18 protein-coding genes, 1 pseudogene and 1 riboswitch are annotated in these 14644 nt (G+C 72.5%); of the genes and pseudogenes, 7 read left to right on the top strand and 12 right to left on the bottom strand.

Annotation, left to right across the window (positions count from 1 at the left end):
• Positions 1 to 67: 67 nt before the first annotated feature.
• Positions 68 to 946 carry a TIGR03621 family F420-dependent LLM class oxidoreductase gene (locus QRN89_RS04545; protein WP_290348058.1) on the bottom strand — a complete coding sequence of 293 codons (879 nt, stop codon included), beginning with the start codon at positions 944 to 946 and terminating at the stop codon, positions 68 to 70.
• Between the two features lie 120 nt (positions 947 to 1066).
• Between QRN89_RS04545 and QRN89_RS04540 the strand changes: the two are divergent.
• Positions 1067 to 1270 (top strand): annotated as a pseudogene (locus QRN89_RS04540) (toxin-antitoxin system HicB family antitoxin); the annotation flags it as partial.
• A 128-nt stretch (positions 1271 to 1398) separates the two neighbouring features.
• Positions 1399 to 1770, top strand: a complete 372-nt coding sequence (locus tag QRN89_RS04535) for a fic family toxin-antitoxin system, toxin component (protein WP_290348057.1) — start codon at positions 1399 to 1401, stop codon at positions 1768 to 1770.
• A gap of 180 nt (positions 1771 to 1950) precedes the next feature.
• Here the strand turns inward: QRN89_RS04535 and QRN89_RS04530 are convergent, their stop codons facing one another.
• From QRN89_RS04530 to bioB, 5 genes are all read right to left on the bottom strand, one after another.
• A complete protein-coding gene (locus QRN89_RS04530) occupies positions 1951 to 2631 on the bottom strand; it encodes a class I SAM-dependent methyltransferase (protein WP_290348056.1) in 681 nt (226 codons plus the stop codon).
• Between the two features lie 218 nt (positions 2632 to 2849).
• Positions 2850 to 3194 carry a VOC family protein gene (locus QRN89_RS04525; protein WP_290348055.1) on the bottom strand — a complete coding sequence of 115 codons (345 nt, stop codon included), beginning with the start codon at positions 3192 to 3194 and terminating at the stop codon, positions 2850 to 2852.
• Positions 3178 to 3930, bottom strand: coding sequence for a dethiobiotin synthase (gene bioD / locus QRN89_RS04520; RefSeq protein ID WP_290348054.1), 753 nt, complete (start codon positions 3928 to 3930; stop codon positions 3178 to 3180). The genes QRN89_RS04525 and bioD overlap by 17 nt, the downstream gene beginning before the upstream one ends.
• A 59-nt stretch (positions 3931 to 3989) precedes the next feature.
• The gene (locus tag QRN89_RS04515) at positions 3990 to 5291 is read right to left on the bottom strand and encodes an adenosylmethionine--8-amino-7-oxononanoate transaminase (protein WP_290348053.1); all 1302 of its coding nucleotides are present in this window, start codon (positions 5289 to 5291) and stop codon (positions 3990 to 3992) included.
• Positions 5284 to 6456, bottom strand: coding sequence for a biotin synthase BioB (gene bioB / locus QRN89_RS04510; RefSeq protein WP_290348052.1), 1173 nt, complete (start codon positions 6454 to 6456; stop codon positions 5284 to 5286). Before bioB ends, QRN89_RS04515 begins: the two co-directional genes overlap by 8 nt.
• Before the next feature lie 142 nt (positions 6457 to 6598).
• Here bioB and QRN89_RS04505 point away from each other — a divergent pair, with 142 nt between their 5' ends.
• The gene (locus QRN89_RS04505; protein ID WP_290348051.1) at positions 6599 to 7753 is read left to right on the top strand and encodes an 8-amino-7-oxononanoate synthase; all 1155 of its coding nucleotides are present in this window, start codon (positions 6599 to 6601) and stop codon (positions 7751 to 7753) included.
• 59 nt (positions 7754 to 7812) lie between these two features.
• On the opposite strand, the gene QRN89_RS04500 is transcribed toward QRN89_RS04505, so the two are convergent.
• Positions 7813 to 8028, bottom strand: coding sequence for a DUF397 domain-containing protein (locus QRN89_RS04500; RefSeq protein ID WP_290348050.1), 216 nt, complete (start codon positions 8026 to 8028; stop codon positions 7813 to 7815).
• A gap of 15 nt (positions 8029 to 8043) precedes the next feature.
• Positions 8044 to 8901, bottom strand: a complete 858-nt coding sequence (locus QRN89_RS04495; RefSeq protein WP_290348049.1) for a helix-turn-helix domain-containing protein — start codon at positions 8899 to 8901, stop codon at positions 8044 to 8046.
• Between the two features lie 295 nt (positions 8902 to 9196).
• Between QRN89_RS04495 and QRN89_RS04490 the strand changes: the two genes are divergently transcribed.
• The gene (locus QRN89_RS04490) at positions 9197 to 9637 is read left to right on the top strand and encodes an ATP-binding protein (RefSeq protein WP_290348048.1); all 441 of its coding nucleotides are present in this window, start codon (positions 9197 to 9199) and stop codon (positions 9635 to 9637) included.
• A gap of 209 nt (positions 9638 to 9846) precedes the next feature.
• Entirely contained in the window at positions 9847 to 10242 is a 396-nt protein-coding gene (locus QRN89_RS35780) for a hypothetical protein (RefSeq protein WP_390702712.1), read from the top strand.
• Between the two features lie 86 nt (positions 10243 to 10328).
• On the opposite strand, the gene QRN89_RS04475 is transcribed toward QRN89_RS35780, so the two are convergent.
• From QRN89_RS04475 to QRN89_RS04465, 3 genes are all read right to left on the bottom strand, one after another.
• A complete protein-coding gene (locus QRN89_RS04475; protein WP_290348047.1) occupies positions 10329 to 10805 on the bottom strand; it encodes a C40 family peptidase in 477 nt (158 codons plus the stop codon).
• 3 nt (positions 10806 to 10808) lie between these two features.
• A riboswitch (cyclic di-AMP (ydaO/yuaA leader) is annotated at positions 10809 to 10964 on the bottom strand.
• A gap of 364 nt (positions 10965 to 11328) precedes the next feature.
• Positions 11329 to 11637 (bottom strand): hypothetical protein, encoded by a 309-nt coding sequence (locus QRN89_RS04470; RefSeq protein ID WP_290348046.1) that lies wholly within the window; start codon positions 11635 to 11637, stop codon positions 11329 to 11331.
• A 7-nt stretch (positions 11638 to 11644) separates the two neighbouring features.
• The gene (locus QRN89_RS04465) at positions 11645 to 12280 is read right to left on the bottom strand and encodes an ATP-dependent Clp protease proteolytic subunit (RefSeq protein ID WP_290348045.1); all 636 of its coding nucleotides are present in this window, start codon (positions 12278 to 12280) and stop codon (positions 11645 to 11647) included.
• A 107-nt stretch (positions 12281 to 12387) separates the two neighbouring features.
• Here QRN89_RS04465 and QRN89_RS04460 point away from each other — a divergent pair, with 107 nt between their 5' ends.
• The gene (locus QRN89_RS04460; RefSeq protein WP_290348044.1) at positions 12388 to 12678 is read left to right on the top strand and encodes a type II toxin-antitoxin system Phd/YefM family antitoxin; all 291 of its coding nucleotides are present in this window, start codon (positions 12388 to 12390) and stop codon (positions 12676 to 12678) included.
• A gap of 167 nt (positions 12679 to 12845) precedes the next feature.
• Here the strand turns inward: QRN89_RS04460 and QRN89_RS04455 are convergent, their stop codons facing one another.
• Positions 12846 to 13841, bottom strand: a complete 996-nt coding sequence (locus QRN89_RS04455; protein ID WP_290348043.1) for an ABC transporter permease — start codon at positions 13839 to 13841, stop codon at positions 12846 to 12848.
• 161 nt (positions 13842 to 14002) lie between these two features.
• Here QRN89_RS04455 and QRN89_RS04450 point away from each other — a divergent pair, with 161 nt between their 5' ends.
• Entirely contained in the window at positions 14003 to 14623 is a 621-nt protein-coding gene (locus tag QRN89_RS04450; protein WP_290348042.1) for a TetR/AcrR family transcriptional regulator, read from the top strand.
• Positions 14624 to 14644 lie beyond the last annotated feature (21 nt).

Raw genomic sequence — 14644 nt, 5'->3', positions numbered from 1 at the left:
TCGCGCGCCCGCCTCCGACACGCGCTTTCCCGTAACCGTTCCGGCCATGCGCACCGGGTCGGGCGGTTCAGGTGCCGCGGAGTTCCCTGATCACCTGGCCGAATGCCTCCATCGACGGGTCGAGGACCGTCAGGTACGAGAAGCCGTACCGCTCGCGCCGCGCCCGCAGCTGGTCGGCGATCTGCCGTACGGTGCCGACCGCCAGCACCGGCAGTTCCAGCACGTCCTCCGTGCCCAGCGGGGGGACCAGCGGGAGCAGCGACTCGACCGCAGCCTGCCGGTCGTCGGTCACGGCGACGACCTGAATCAGCAGGTTCAGCTCGGCCGGTTCCGCACGCCCGGCCGCGAACCCGTGGTAGGCCGCCACGCGTTCGTCCATTTCGCCGGCGGTGAGCACGCCCGGCCCTCCGTCCCCGGTCCGGGCCCCGGTGAAGCCCACGACGTCCGCCCGCTCGGCCGCCAGCCGCAGCAGCCGGTCGCCGTTCCCGCCGAGCAGCAGCGGGGGCCGGGGGCGCTGCACCGGGCGCGGGGCGTGCCCGTCGTCCGCGAGGAGCCGCTCGATCTCGTCGACGGTGCTCCGGAGCCGGTCCACGCGCCTGCCCGGCGGAAGGAACTCCAGCCCCGCCCGGTCGTGTTCCTCCTTCACATAGCCCGTTCCCAGTCCGATCTCGAGCCTTCCGCCCGTCAGCGCGTCGGCCGTGGCGATCTCACGGGCGAGCAGCGCGGGGTTCCAGAACGCGGCGTTGAGGACGAACGTGCCCACCCGGGGGCGTTCGGTCGCCTCCGCGGCAGCGATCAGTGCGGGGAAGGGGGCGACCATGCCCAGGTGGTCGGGCACCTGGATGACGTCGTAACCGAGTTCCTCGGCGCGCCGGCACCGCGCGCGCCACTCCACGCCGTCGGCCGGCGTCACCATGGTGATCCCGAACCGGAACGGTTTGATCAACTGTCCTCCTCCGACGGCGCGTTCATGCGCGCGCCGTGGTGCGCGGTGACGTGGAAACGTCCTCCTGTCCGGGCTGCGCTCCCCTTGCCGCCGCTAGCGTCACGGCGCTAGCTTGAAGGGGTGGCCAAGACACAGTTGAACGTACGGGTGGACGAGAGCACCGCCGCTGCGGCGCGCCGCAGGGCGCATCAGCGCGGGCTCAGCGTGAACCGGTACATCGAGGAGCTCGTCAAGCAGGACGCGGGTGAGGTGGGGCGTGCCTTCGTCGAGGCCGCGGCCGACTTCATGAAGCAGTACGAATCGGTGTTCGCCGAGGAGTTCGGAGCCCCGGCCCAGGCCGCTCCCGCGCACCCGCCGGGCGGCGAGGGCCCGGTCGCAGGCGCGAGCGCGGGCGAGTCCAGCGGCACCGGGCGCCGGACCCGGCGCACCAAGGCGACCGCGCAAGGCGAGCGTTGAACCTGTCGATCGATCTCGCCTGGCTGCTCATGGTCGCCGAGCAGAAGATGCCCGGAGACCCGCAGGTCACCGACTGGGGTGCGCTGATCGCCGCGGTCAGCCGCCATGAGGCGGAGATCTTCGGCATGGCCGTCTACGACGAGCCGTACACGCGCGCCGCCGCCTTGATGCAGGTGCTCGTGCACGTGCCTGCCCTGGAGCACTCCAATGCGATGTTCGCGACGGCGGTCGCCTACGGCTACCTCGTCGCGAGCGGACTGCCGGTGGCGACCTCCCCCGAACGCGTGCGTGACCTCGCACGGCTGGTGAAGGAGGGCAAGACCGGCGTCCACGGGATCGCACGCGAACTGCGCGGCTGGATCCAGTGACCCCCGGGACCGGCGGCCTTCGGAGCGGTGGGCCCCGGCCGGTCCGCGGAGCCGGTGGCGCACCGTCCGACCGGTGCAGGCACGGTCGGCGCGCCCCCGCGGTCGCAGCCGGCCGATGAGCCCGGCAAGTGTCCTCGTGCGGCTGACGGGGTCGGGCGTGTCCTCGTGCGGCCGACGGGCTCAGCGAGTGTCCTCGTGCGGTCGGCGGGCAACGCCCAGTACACAGAAGGACGTCGGCAGCCCGGGCCCCTTCCCGGGCACGCGCAGACTGCGGTACGTCCCCAGTTCGAAGCCGGCGGCCTCGATCGCGCCGAGCGGATCACGGGCGGTGTGACAGCCCCCGAAGATCCGCGGCCACACGGTACGGTCCAGGCCGCGCTGCACCGCGGCCATGGGCCGGCCGGGAGCGGCCCCGTGCTCGAAGAACCGCAGTTCACCACCGGGGCGCAGGACGCGCTTGATCTCCGCGAGGGCGCGTGGCAGATCCCGCACGCTGCACAGCACCAGTGAGGCGACCGCCGCGTCGAAGGCCTCGCTCTTCACGGGCAGCGCCTCCGCCGCGCCCGGCACCACGTCGACGGGCACGTCGGCGTGCACCGCGGCCGTGACCGCCAACTGCCGCAGGGTGCGCTCCGGTTCCAGGGCGACGACCTCGGAGACCGCCGCCGGGTAGTGCGCGAAGTTCAGCCCGTTCCCCGCGCCGATCTCGATCACGCGGCCCGAGAGACCGGCGAGCAGTTCCTCACGGTGCGCGGCCACACCGCCCTTGAGGTCGGCCGCCACGCTGAACCGGGCGTAGAAGCGGGCGAACAGCGGATGGTGTACGGCGTCCCGGGGAACCCTGGAGCTGCGCGACAGCATGGCTGGCCTCCTCCGGAGTACGACTCGTCCGTCCGCCGTACGAACCGCCTCGTACGGCAGGACGGCGAACAGGGTGATTCTCCCCCCGAGCGACCCGACTCAGTCAGGCGCGTTCCGCGGCGGCGCGCCGGGCGCGCTGCCGGGACTCCCGCCCGGGCCCCGGCGCGCCGCGGCCGTCACCCCGGGCCGGCCTGCCCTGCGGCCATGAGCCGGGGTCGTCACTCGCCCACGAAGCAGAACTCGTTCCCCTCCGGGTCCAGCATCACCTGGAAGCGGCCGTAGTCGTCCGTGACCACCGCCCCGGCCGGAGTCGCGCCGAGCCGGGCCGCCCAGGCGGCCGCCGAGTCCACGTCGCCGGCGCCGACATCCAGATGCAGCCGGTTCTTGACGGTCTTGCCCTCGGGAACCCGCTGGAAGGCGACGCGCACGAAGCCGGGCGGGTCGACGTACGCCCAGTCGGCGCTGCGTTCGACGGCCTCGCCGCCGAGCAGCTCGGCCCAGAACCGTGCGAGGGCCGACGGCTCCGCGCAGTCGAAAACGATCTCCTCAACCCGTGCTCGCATGGCGCTCAGCGTACGGCCCGGGCCCGAAGTCCGCCGCGAACGCCTCCGCGTCCCAGGACCCGTCGAGCGCGGGCGCCAGCCAGCGCGGCGCCGCGTCCCGGAACGCCTCGGGAGCCAGTGAGCCGGAGCCCTCGGGGACCGCCCCGAGCAGTGCCGCTCCGGCCGATTCCGGCAGATCGGCCACGTTGCAGCGGGCGGCGAGGTCGGGCGTCGCGGGCCAGCTGCCCACCACCACTCCCAGCGGCTCCAGGGAACGGGCGCGCAGGGCTTCCGTGGTGAGCGCGGTCGCGTTGAGCGTCCCGAGCCCGGCCGGGGCCACGACCAGCACCGGCGCGTCCAGCAGTCGAGCGACGTCCGCGAGCGTGCCACCCTTCCCGTCGAACCGGACGAGCAGCCCGCCCGCGCCCTCGACCAGAACCAGGTCGTGCTCCCCCGCCAGCTTCGCGGCCGCGTCGGCGACCTCGTGCGGCCCGACCGGCGCCAGGCCGGCCCGGCGGGCCGCCGTGGCCGGGGCGAGCGGCTCGGGGAACCGGGCGAGTTCGAACCCCGCGACCCCCGGGCCGCCGAGGCGAGCCGCCTCCTGGGCGTCACCCGGCTCGCCCCGCGAGAGGCCCGTCTGAGCCGGCTTCAGCACCGCGACCGACCGGCCCTGCGCGGCGGCCGTCGCGGCGACGGCCGCGGTGACGACGGTCTTCCCGATCTCGGTACCGGTGCCGCTGACGACGATGACGCCCATGGTGCTCCTTGCTGGTGATGGACGTACGGGTGAGGCAGGCCCCCCCGCACGTCCCCGGTTCAGCCCGCCGCGGCGGCGGCGCGGACCGCCCGCGTGATCAGCGCGAGATCCGCGTCGCTCGTGACGTACGGCGGCATGGTGTAGATCAGATCGCGGAAGGGACGCAGCCACACGCCCTCACGGACGGCGGCCCCGGTCGCCGCAGCCATGTCCACGGGCCGGTCGAGCTGGACGACGCCGATCCCGCCCAGGACGCGGACGTCCAGGACGCCGTCGATGCCGGCCGCTTCCGCCAGCCCGGCGCGGAGCCCGGTCTCCAGACGCTTGACCTCCCGCTCCCAGTCCTGGGAGAGCAGCAGGTCGATCGACGCGCACGCGACCGCCGCCGCGAGCGGATTGCCCATGAAGGTCGGCCCGTGGGCCAGCACGGGCACCTCGCCACGCGAGATGCCGTCGGCCACCCTTCCCGTGCACAGCGTCGCCGCCATGGACAGATAACCGCCGGTCAGCGCCTTGCCCAGACACATGACATCGGGTGAGACACCCGCGTGCTCCGTCGCGAAGAGCCTGCCCGTGCGCCCGAACCCGGTGGCGATCTCGTCGAGGACCAGCAGCACGTCGTGCTCGTCGCAGGCCTCCCGCAGCACCCGCAGATAGGCGGGGGAGTGGAACCGCATCCCGCCCGCGCCCTGCACCACCGGTTCCACGATCACCGCGGCCAGTTCGTCGGCGTGCCGCGCGACGAGCTCGCGCAGATGTTCGGCATACGCGGGGTCGAAGGGTGCGTCGTGGCCGGCCGGGGGTGCGTCCGCGAAGACCTGCCGCTGGAGGACCCCGGACCACAACTCGTGCATCCCGCCCTCGGGATCGCACACCGACATGGGCTGCCAGGTGTCGCCGTGGTAGCCGCCGCGCCAGGTCAGCAGCCGGCGTTTGTCCGGGCGTCCCGTCGAACGCCAGTACTGGAGGCACATCTTGACCGCGACCTCGACGGACACCGAGCCCGAGTCGCAGAGGAAGACGTGCCGCAGGGGTTCCGGAGTGATCTCGACGAGCCGGGTGGCGAGCCGGACGGCCGGCTCGTGGGTGAGCCCGCCGAACATGACGTGGCTCATCCGTTCGAGCTGGCCGCGCGCGGCCTCGTTCAGCACGGGGTGGTTGTAGCCGTGCACCGCCGACCACCACGACGACATGCCGTCGACCAGTTCGGTCTGCCCGTGGGCCGGTTCGGCGAGCCGGAGCCGTACCCCGGACGCGGACTCCACGACCAGCGGGTCCGTACGGCCCGGCATGGGGCCGTACGGGTGCCAGACGTGGGCCCGGTCCAGGGCCACCAGCCCGCGTGCGGCGGAGCTACGCATTGGGGGCGAGGTCGGTTCCCGCGCCGCGCCGGCGGACGGCCACCAGGTCGGGGCGAGCCCCGGAGGCGCCGGCGGTCTCGGGCGCGGCCTCCTCGGCGGTGTCGCCGCACGGGGCGCAGCCCCCGCCGCCGTGCGAACCGCAGCCGCCCGCGGCGGCGCCCGCCCGGTGCGCCGGCAGGGTCGTGGTGTCCGAGCCCTCGACCTCGAAGCCCGCGTCCGTGATCATCTCCAGGTCCGCCTTGCCGGCCTGCCCCTCACTGGTGAGGTAGTCGCCGAGGAAGATCGAGTTGACGAGATGCAGCGCCAGCGGCTGCAGCGTGCGCAGATGGACCTCGCGGCCGCCCGCGAGACGCACCTCCACGTCCGGGCACACGAACCGGACCATCGCGAGGATCCGCAGCGCCCGCTGGGGCGTCAGGTTCCACTCCTTGGCGAGGGGCGTGCCCTCGAACGGGATGAGGAAGTTCACCGGTACCGAGTCGGGGTCCAGCTCCCGCAGCGCGAACACCACGTCGACCAGGTCCTCGTCGCTCTCGCCCATGCCCGCGATCAGTCCCGAGCAGGCCGACAGCCCGGCGGCATGCGCCTTCTGGACCGTGTCCACGCGGTCCGCGTACGTGTGCGTGGTCGTGATGTCCCCGTACGTCCCCTCGGACGTGTTGAGGTTGTGGTTGTACGCGTCGGCGCCGGCGTCGCGCAGCCGCTCCGCCTGGCCCTCGGAGAGCAGCCCCAGGCACGCACAGACCTCGACGCCCTCGTTCTGCTCCTTGATGGCCGCGATGGTCTTCGAGACACGGTCGACGTCGCGGTCCGTCGGACCGCGGCCGCTGGCGACCAGGCAGACCCGCTTCGCGCCGCCGGCGACCCCGGCGGCCGCCGCCTCGGACGCCTCGTCCGGCTTCAGCCAGGTGTACTTGAGGATCTCCGCCTTGGAACCGAGCCGCTGGGAACAGTACGAACAGTCCTCCGGACACAACCCGGACTTGAGGTTGACGAGATAGTTGAGTTTCACCCGCCGCCCGAACCACTGACGGCGCACCTTTCCGGCCGCGGCCACCACATCGAGCAGATCGTCGTCGGAGGTCGCCAGTACGGCGAGCGCTTCTTCGCGGGTCGGCAGCTCACGCCGCAGGCCCTTGTCCACCAGCGTGTTCAGGAGGTCCATGGCGCAGATCCTTGCTTACCGGAAGCCCCCCGGCCAAGGAGGAACTCCACAACAGCCCCCGATTGAGGTGTGTGTATGGCCACACTCTGACCTCTGGCGTCCCCCGCTAGGGTCTGTTCGCTGCCTACAAAAGGACCGGACCATGCCCCCAGTGCCTCAGGATCCTTTCGACTGGACGGACGAAGCGGCGCGCCGACGTGCGGAGGCGGGCCTCGTCCGTGCGCTCCGCCCGCGGCCCGCGGCGTCGGACCTGCTCGACCTGGCGAGCAACGACTACCTCGGCCTCACCCGCAGGGCCGAGGTCACCGAGGCGGCCGCCTCGGCCGCCCGGCGGTGGGGAGCGGGGGCGACCGGCTCCCGGCTGGTGACCGGCAGCACCGAGCTGCACGCGGAACTGGAGCGCGAACTGGCGGAGTTCTGCGGGTTCGAGGCCGCGCTGGTGTTCTCCTCCGGGTACGCGGCGAACCTCGCGGTGCTCACGGCCCTCAGCGCGCACGGGTCCCTCATCGTCTCGGACGCCGGCAACCACGCCTCGATCGTCGACGGCTGCCGGCTCGCGCGCGCGGAGACCGCCGTCGTGGCGCACGCCGATCCGGAGGCCGTGGCCAAGACGCTCGACGCCCACCCCGGCCGGAGAGCCCTGCTCGTGTCCGACTCGGTCTTCTCGGTGGACGGCGACGCCGCGCCGCTGGGCGCCTTCGCAGGAGTGTGCCGTGGGCACGGGGCCGCCCTGGTGGTGGACGACGCACACGGTTTCGGCGTCCTCGGCGAGGGCGGCAGGGGAGCCCTGCAGGCGGCGGGCCTCGACGGGGCTCCGGGTGTCGTCGCCACCCTCACCCTCTCCAAGTCCCTCGGCAGCCAGGGCGGGGCGGTCCTCGGCCCGGCGCGGGTGATCGAGCATCTCGTCAACGCCGCCCGTACGTTCATCTTCGACACCGGACTCGCCCCGGCCGCGGTGGGCGCCGCCCTCGCGAGCCTGCGGCTGCTGCGCCGCGAGCCGGGCCTCGCGGACCGGGCCCGGACCGTGGCGGGCACGCTGCACGGGAGGTTGACGGCGGCGGGGCTGACCGCTGCCCGGCCGGACGCGGCCGTCGTCTCCGTGCAGGCGCCGTCGCCGGAGTCGGCGGTGCGCTGGGCGGCGGACTGCCGGGCCGCCGGGCTGGCCGTGGGCTGCTTCCGGCCGCCGTCCGTGCCGGACGGGATCTCACGGATCAGGCTCACGGCGCGCGCCGACCTCACCGATCAGCAGATCGGGACGGCGGTCGCCACCATCCTCGCAACGGCGCCTGCGGCCTGAAGAGGGCGGCGGGGCGCCGTCGGTCCGCGACGGCGCGCCCGAGGCTCCGACCGACCGGGTCACCGCGGTGGCGCGCCCAGGCCGCTGACGAAGCCGGTCCAGGCGGCCGGTGAGAACACGAGGAGCGGCAGCCCGGGGTTCTTCGAGTCGCGCACGGCCAGGGCGCCGTCGGGGCACCGTGCGGTCTCCACGCAGTTGTTCATTCCGACACTGCGGCTGCTGCGTTGCCAGGACGTGCCCGGCAGCGGGCGTACACGTGCGTCGTGAGCAGACATTGGGGGGTGCCTTTTCTACGCGCCGTCACGGATCCCTGCGACGAGATCCAACGAGTCCGTCGGTGAGAGCGCATGCGCCTGCATGGTGCGGAAGGCGGCGCCGTACGTCTCGAGGTCTTCCTTCCGTTCGAGGTAGAGACTACTCGTCAAGTGGTCGAGAACAACCACGTCTAGATCGGAAGTGTTCGGAAAGGAGAAGATAACGAAAGATCCGGTCAGTCCCACGTAACCACCCGTGGCGAAGGGCAGTATCTGCAGCCGCACATGCGGGAGTTGGGCCATCTCCAGCACCCGGCGCAACTGTCCCCGCATCACCTCCCGGCCGCCGACCTGGCGCCGGAGGACCGCTTCGTCCAGCACGGCACTGAAGGTCAGAGGGCGTTCCGCCCGCAGTACGCGCTGACGCGCGATGCGCACTTCGACCAGCGAGTCCACCGTCGCCGTGGGGACACCCTCCAGGGCGGAACGGGTCACCGCCCGCGCGTAGTCGGGCGTCTGCAGCAGCCCGGGCACCACCGAGGTCTCCAGCGTGCGCGCCGTGCTCGCCTGGGACTCCAGACTGATGAAATCCCGGTACTGCGGCGGAATCACCCCCCGGTACGCGTGCCACCAGCCCTTTCCCCCGCCGTCCGCCGTACCGGCCAGCGTGCCCAGCAGTTCGCGCAGCCGCTGGTCGGCCACCCCGTAGGCGTCCAGCAGCCGGGCGACATCGGCTGGTTTCACACCGCTCGTTCCGGTCTCTATACGGCTCACTTTCGACTGGTTCCAGCCCACCAGGAGAGCCGCCTCCCGGCTCGTGAGACCGACGCCCAGCCGCAGACCGCGCAACTCCTCCCCGAGCTTGCGCCGGCGTACCGCGGGACCCTGCCGCATGCCGTGTCTCCTCCTGTCTCCGCGGCCCGCCTCATCGGCCGCCGGGCGGCACCGGTGACCGGCAGGCGGACACCGGCGGGCGCAGCGCCAAGCGCCAAGTGTGCGCCCAAATACGTTCTCGCGTAGCAGAGTTCACCGCTTTGAGGGACAGATATATGCATATCCTGGTGGATCCCCTGCCATGGAGCCGGCGACGGTGGCAGTCTGGCGCGAAGCGCAGTCCGAGGCTGTTCCGGCACCCGCATCCGCTGCGTGCCGCGCTCCGGCAGCCCCGGTGGGAAAGGGACAGCTCGCCATGGCAGACCATCAGGAAGCCTCCGTCACACTGCCGAGCGATCCCGCCTCGGTATCCACCGCGCGCAGATACGTCTCCGAGGTCCTCGGCGAATGGGGACTGCCGGGGGAGACCGAGACCGCCGACACCGTCCGTCTCATCGTCTCCGAACTCGCCACCAACGCCGTCCAGCACACCTTCGGGCTGTCGCCGACCTTCACGGTCGACGTACGCCTCGAGCGTGACGAGCGCCTGTGCATCGGTGTCACGGACAGCCATCCGCGCCGCCCCCAGCGCCTGCCCGCGGCCGTGCAGCAGGACAACGGCCGCGGCATGGTGATCATCCGCTGGCTCGTCGCGGAGTGCGGCGGCAAGCTGCACGTCGACCCCACCCCCGAGGGCGGCAAGACCGTGTGGATCGCGATGCCCTGGAGCGCGGCCGAGGTGGAGCGTCCCGAGTGAGCGCCCGGACCGGCGCCGCCCCGAGCGTCCGGGCGGGCCGCGCGCGGCCTCACTGCCGCGGGGCGGGACTCCCGCACCCCCGGCAACCGGCGGCCGCATCGAGCGGCGCCCGGGGAGCGGCGTCGGCCGAGGCTCGGGCGAACCCCGACCTCAGGGCGCGCAACGATCCCGCCGCCGGCCCCCACTCCTCACCACGGTGCGCCACCGAGATGGTGCTGCGGAACGCCGCCGGTTCCAGCCGTCGCACGCCGAGCGGGGACTCGGCCGTCGCCGCTGCCGTCTCCGGCACGGCCGCGACTCCCATCCCCGCACTCACCAGGGCGTACCAGGGGGACCGGCACACCACGGCCGGGGTCGCCCAGGCTCGTGCCGGAGCGCTCTCCACGCCCTTCCGCGGCGGGTGCGCAGGAGCACTGCTGATCAGCGGCCGGCCCGCCGGCTCCGACAGCGGAAGCCCGGTCCGGTTCCCGTCCGTGGCGCTGCCGGTCGACCGGCTCGGACGCACGCTGCGGCGGCCGCGCACCAGGCGCGCCGTGGAGGGAGTGAGCGGCGGGGCCCTCGCCTCCCTGCGGCTGACGCCCGTGACCGCTCCGCTGCTCCGGTGACGTCCCGACGGCCGGCGGGCGACACCGGAGCCCGGTGCGCCCGGCCGGCGCACCGGGCGGACGGCGCTGTTCGCCGGACACGGCCTCTAGCGCACGCGCCCGTAACGGACGCTCTTGGACCAGATCTTGGTCAGCTTCACGACGGAACCGGTCTTCGGCGAGTGCCAGATCTTCCCGGCCCCGGCGTAGATGCCGACGTGGTACACGTGTCCCCGCGAATGGAAGAACACCAGGTCACCGCGCTGCCGCTGGGAGGAGGAGATATGGCGGGTGCGGTTGTACTGCTGCTGGGCCGTGCGCGGCAGTTTCTTGCCCGCCTTCTTGTAGGCGTAGAGCGTGAGCCCGGAGCAGTCGAAGCGGCTCGGACCGGTGGCTCCGTACCTGTACGGCGCTCCCTTCTTCGAAGCGGCGACCTTCAGAGCCTTCGTCGCGTACGCCGAGGCCGCCTGGGCCTCCGTCGCACCGCCCGGCACGATCAGTGAGCCGCCGACGGCGGCGATCGTGAGTGCCGAGACGGCACCCGTCCGGGACAGCAGGGACGGGAGATGTGTCTGCGCAGTCATGCGCAACCCTTCGTCAGCCGCCTGTGAAGGATGACCTGTCGGGTTCGGACTGGCGAAGATGCCCGGCCGCTCACGCGGCTTCACCCCAAGGACCTGCCACCGTCCGGCGGCCGGCCCGCACTGCTGGGTCCTCCACTCCTGCCGAAGCCCTCATGTCGACCAGGCATCCGGTGCGGCGGCAGGACTCGGCGTCCGCCCGGACCGCCCCGCCGCGGTGGCGGGGGCTTGTCGTCCCAGGGATCTTGACCCACGAACTGCCGGATTTCCGAGTCGAAACGACGATTTGTGAGGCTCCTCACCACTGATCTGTTCGAGTGGACAGAGCCGTTCGGGGGACATGGCGTCGGCGGGCGACGAGCCCCGTACCTGCGACGAAGCCGGCCATTGGGCCAATTGGGCGATGCCGTTGCGCAACTTGCACGGGACGAAAGTCGAAGCCCGTGCTGGTCCGGATGGGCGACACCCACTCGTACGCTTCGCGGGCGCGTCGGACGTCCCACGAGACCCGTTTTCCGGTGGGTCGTCAACTCGGCTCCTCCGGCGGCACGGTGATTCGGGATGCCCTGCGCTCCCCGTCCAACACCCGCAGGGCGCGCGCCAATGTGGCCGTGTGCAGCTCGCTCTCACCGCGCATGTGCATGACCGTCAGGGCGTCCCGGAGGGCCGTGGCCCGGGCGACCAGGGCCTGTGCGGCGCGCAGGGCGCCATACGTGTGTGCCCCGCGTGCCGGGTTGATCCTTCCCAGTTGGTCGACCACTTCGAGATAGCGGTCGATGAACTCGCTCTCGGCGCACGTCAGTGCGGGCAGGGGCGGTAGTTCCGGCGGCAGCACCGACGGCTCACCCGAGGCCGGCGGAAGTCAGCGACGCCTTCCGGTTCTTGACGAGGTGATCGATCAGTCCGTACTCCAGGGCGCCCGCGGCGTCGAACACGGTGGCGCGGTCGAGGTCGGCGGCGATGCGCTCCACGCTCTGGCCGGAATGGCGCACGAGCATGGCGGCGAGTTGCTCCCGCAGCCGCAGCAATTCCTGTGCCTGGACATCCAGATCGGTGGGCTGCCCCTGAACCGGCTCAGGCAGGGAGGGCTGCTGCACGACGACGCGCGCACCGGGCAGGGCCATGCGCTTGCCCGGGGCGCCGGCGGCGAGGAGCACGGCGGCGGTCGACGCGGCCTGTCCCAGACAGGTGGTGACGATGTCGCAGGTCACCGTCTGCATGGTGTCGTAGACGGCGGACATGGCGCTGATCGAGCCGCCGGGCGAGTTGATGCAGAGCGAGATGTCCTGGTCCGGCGCGGCGTACTCCAGGTAGAGGAGCTGTGCGATGACGTCGTTGGCCGAGGTGGCGTCGACGGGAGCGCCGAGGAGGACGATCCGCTCGTCGAGCAGCTTGGCGTACGGGTCGAGCGTGCGCTGCCCGCCGCTCGCGCGTTCGGTGAACTCGGGCCGGACATGACGGGCGGACGGACGGTTCACGGCGTACCACTCCTCAAGCGGCCGCCCCTGGCGGCCTTTTGTCTGCGGCGTCTCTGGCGGACTCTGTAAAAAATGTACAGGACGTACAGACCGTTATGATGGGGAGCATGGCCTACGAGATTCCGGTGACGCAAGCGCGAGCTGAACTCGCCGAACTGATCAACCGCGTCGTCTACGGCGGCGAGCGGGTCGTCGTGACCCGCCACGGGAAGCCGCTCGTGGCCCTGGTGTCGGCCGCTGACCTGGAGCGACTGGAGACTGCCGAGCAGGTGGCGGAGGAGTCGGCCGTCTCCTCCGTGTCGTCGCTGCGCTCCACCGAGCCGTCCGCTACCGGCGAACGCGGCCGCTTCGGCATCGCGGCGGAGCACCGGCGGCCGGGTGCGGGCGGCGGCGTCTGAAGCGCCGCGGCCGGTCCCGCGCAACGCTGCCGACGTCGCGTCGGACCGCACCGCGCGCACGGCGAGGCCGCGCGCTCCCGTCCGCTACAGCGGGAACGCGCGGCCGTTCCGGGGGCCGGGTCGCGGGGGCCGTTCGGGTCCTGTCCGGCGCCGGCGGACCCGTCCGGTCAGCCGGCCGCTGCCGGTTCGACGGGACGCGTCGTGGCGAAGGCCGGGGCGACGGAGCGTCGGCGACCGCCGCCGATCAGCACCGCGGTCAGGCCCAGGGCCGCCCACAGGCTCAGGGTCAGCGCGGGCCCGCCGGCCCCGCTGCCGTCGAAGTACGCCACCGACCGCAGCAGTGAGCCACCGGCGCCCGGCGGCAGCCACTCACCGATCAGGCCGACCGGCTCCGGAAGCAGTTCCGGCGCGCTCGCGACACCCGAGAACGGATTGCCCAGGAGCACGATCAGCAGCGCACCCAGGCCGATTCCGGCAGGTCCCAGCAGTGCGGCGAGCCCGGCGACGCCGGCGCCCACCGCCAGGGTGGTCAGCGTGAACGCCGCCGCCTCCGTCCACCAGTCGCCCGCGAGGATCCCGAGCCCGCTGTGTGCGATCGCCGTCGCGCTGACGCCCACGAACACCGCCGCACCGGTCAGCGCCGCCGCCGAGCGGGCGCCCCGCAGCCCGAGTCCGGTCACCATCCCCCCGGCCGCCACACCCGCCAGCGCGAGCGGCAGGACGCTGGAGGCCGGCGCGCTCCCCCGGGGGTCACCGGCGGGGGGCGCGACCACGTCCTCGACGGCCACCCGGGTCCCGGGGGGAGCGCCCGCCGTCACCGACTCCCTGAGCAACTGGGCGACGACGGGGCTCGCGGCGGTCGCCGTCAGCACCTTCGGCCCCTGCGGCGTCACCGCCACCGCTCCGTATACGACGCGGTCCTCGATCGCCTCGCGGGCCGCGGACTCGTCGTCGTAGCGGTGCACGTCGAACGCCCCCTGCCGGTGCTCGAAGCGCTGTTCCAGTGGTGCGGCCGCGGAGGCGGGACCCGCGACGCCGATGGGGAGGTCGTGCGGGGCGAGGCGGGCCGCGGGCCAGGCGAAGGCCCACAGGGCGAGGGCCGCGACGGCCGGTATCAGGAGCATCACCGCGATCGTGCGGCGGGCCGGGGAGGCGGTGGACATGGGTCCCTCGTTTCGGGTGGTTCCACGGAAGTCGTACGGGGTCGTTCCGGGCTCGTACGGAGTCCGATCAAAGAGAATGATCGTTCGTTTTCGATCCGCTCCCCACTGTTCTGACGGAAGCGTCAGTTGTCAAGAAGGAATGTTCGTTTTAGGTTGGGGGCATGGCTCGTGTATCCCAGGAGCACCTGGAGGCCCGCCGTCGGCAGATCCTCGACGGTGCCGCCCGCTGCTTCGCCCGCAACGGCTTCCACGCCACGTCGATGCAGGACATCCTCGGCGAGGTGGGCCTGTCGGCCGGTGCCGTCTACCGCTACTTCAAGGGCAAGGACGAGCTGATCTCGGCCATCGCCCGCGAGGCGTTCGCCGGCATACGAGGGGCCTTCGAGGAGGCGGCCGGGATGGCGGTGCCGCCCACGCCCGACGTCCTTCTCGGGCGGGTGCTGCGCACGTTCCTGGAGGAGCAGGTCCCCGGCGGCGACCGTCAGGCCTTCGCCCGTCTCATCGTCCAGGTCTGGACGGAGACGCTGCGCAACGACCAGCTGGCCGCGATCCTGAACGAGGGCTACCGCGGCATGCGGCATGCCTGGTCGCAGGTGGTGGACGCCTACCGGCAGAGCGGGAGCCTGTCAGCGGACGTGCCCGCGGACCATGTCGCCCGGACGATGATCGCCACCGCCCAGGGCTTCATCGCCCAGCAGGCCCTGTTCGGTGATGTGCGCGTCGAGGTGCTGGAGGACGGGCTGCGCGCGCTGATGTCCATGCACGTGCCAAAGATCAGTTAACGCGCCGGAAAAACTTCGGCC

This window comes from Streptomyces sp. HUAS CB01, assembly GCF_030406905.1.
GTDB classification, from domain to species: domain Bacteria; phylum Actinomycetota; class Actinomycetes; order Streptomycetales; family Streptomycetaceae; genus Streptomyces; species Streptomyces chengbuensis.
Note: the sequence above shows the minus strand (reverse complement) of the source record. Positions and strands in the feature narration are given on the sequence as shown.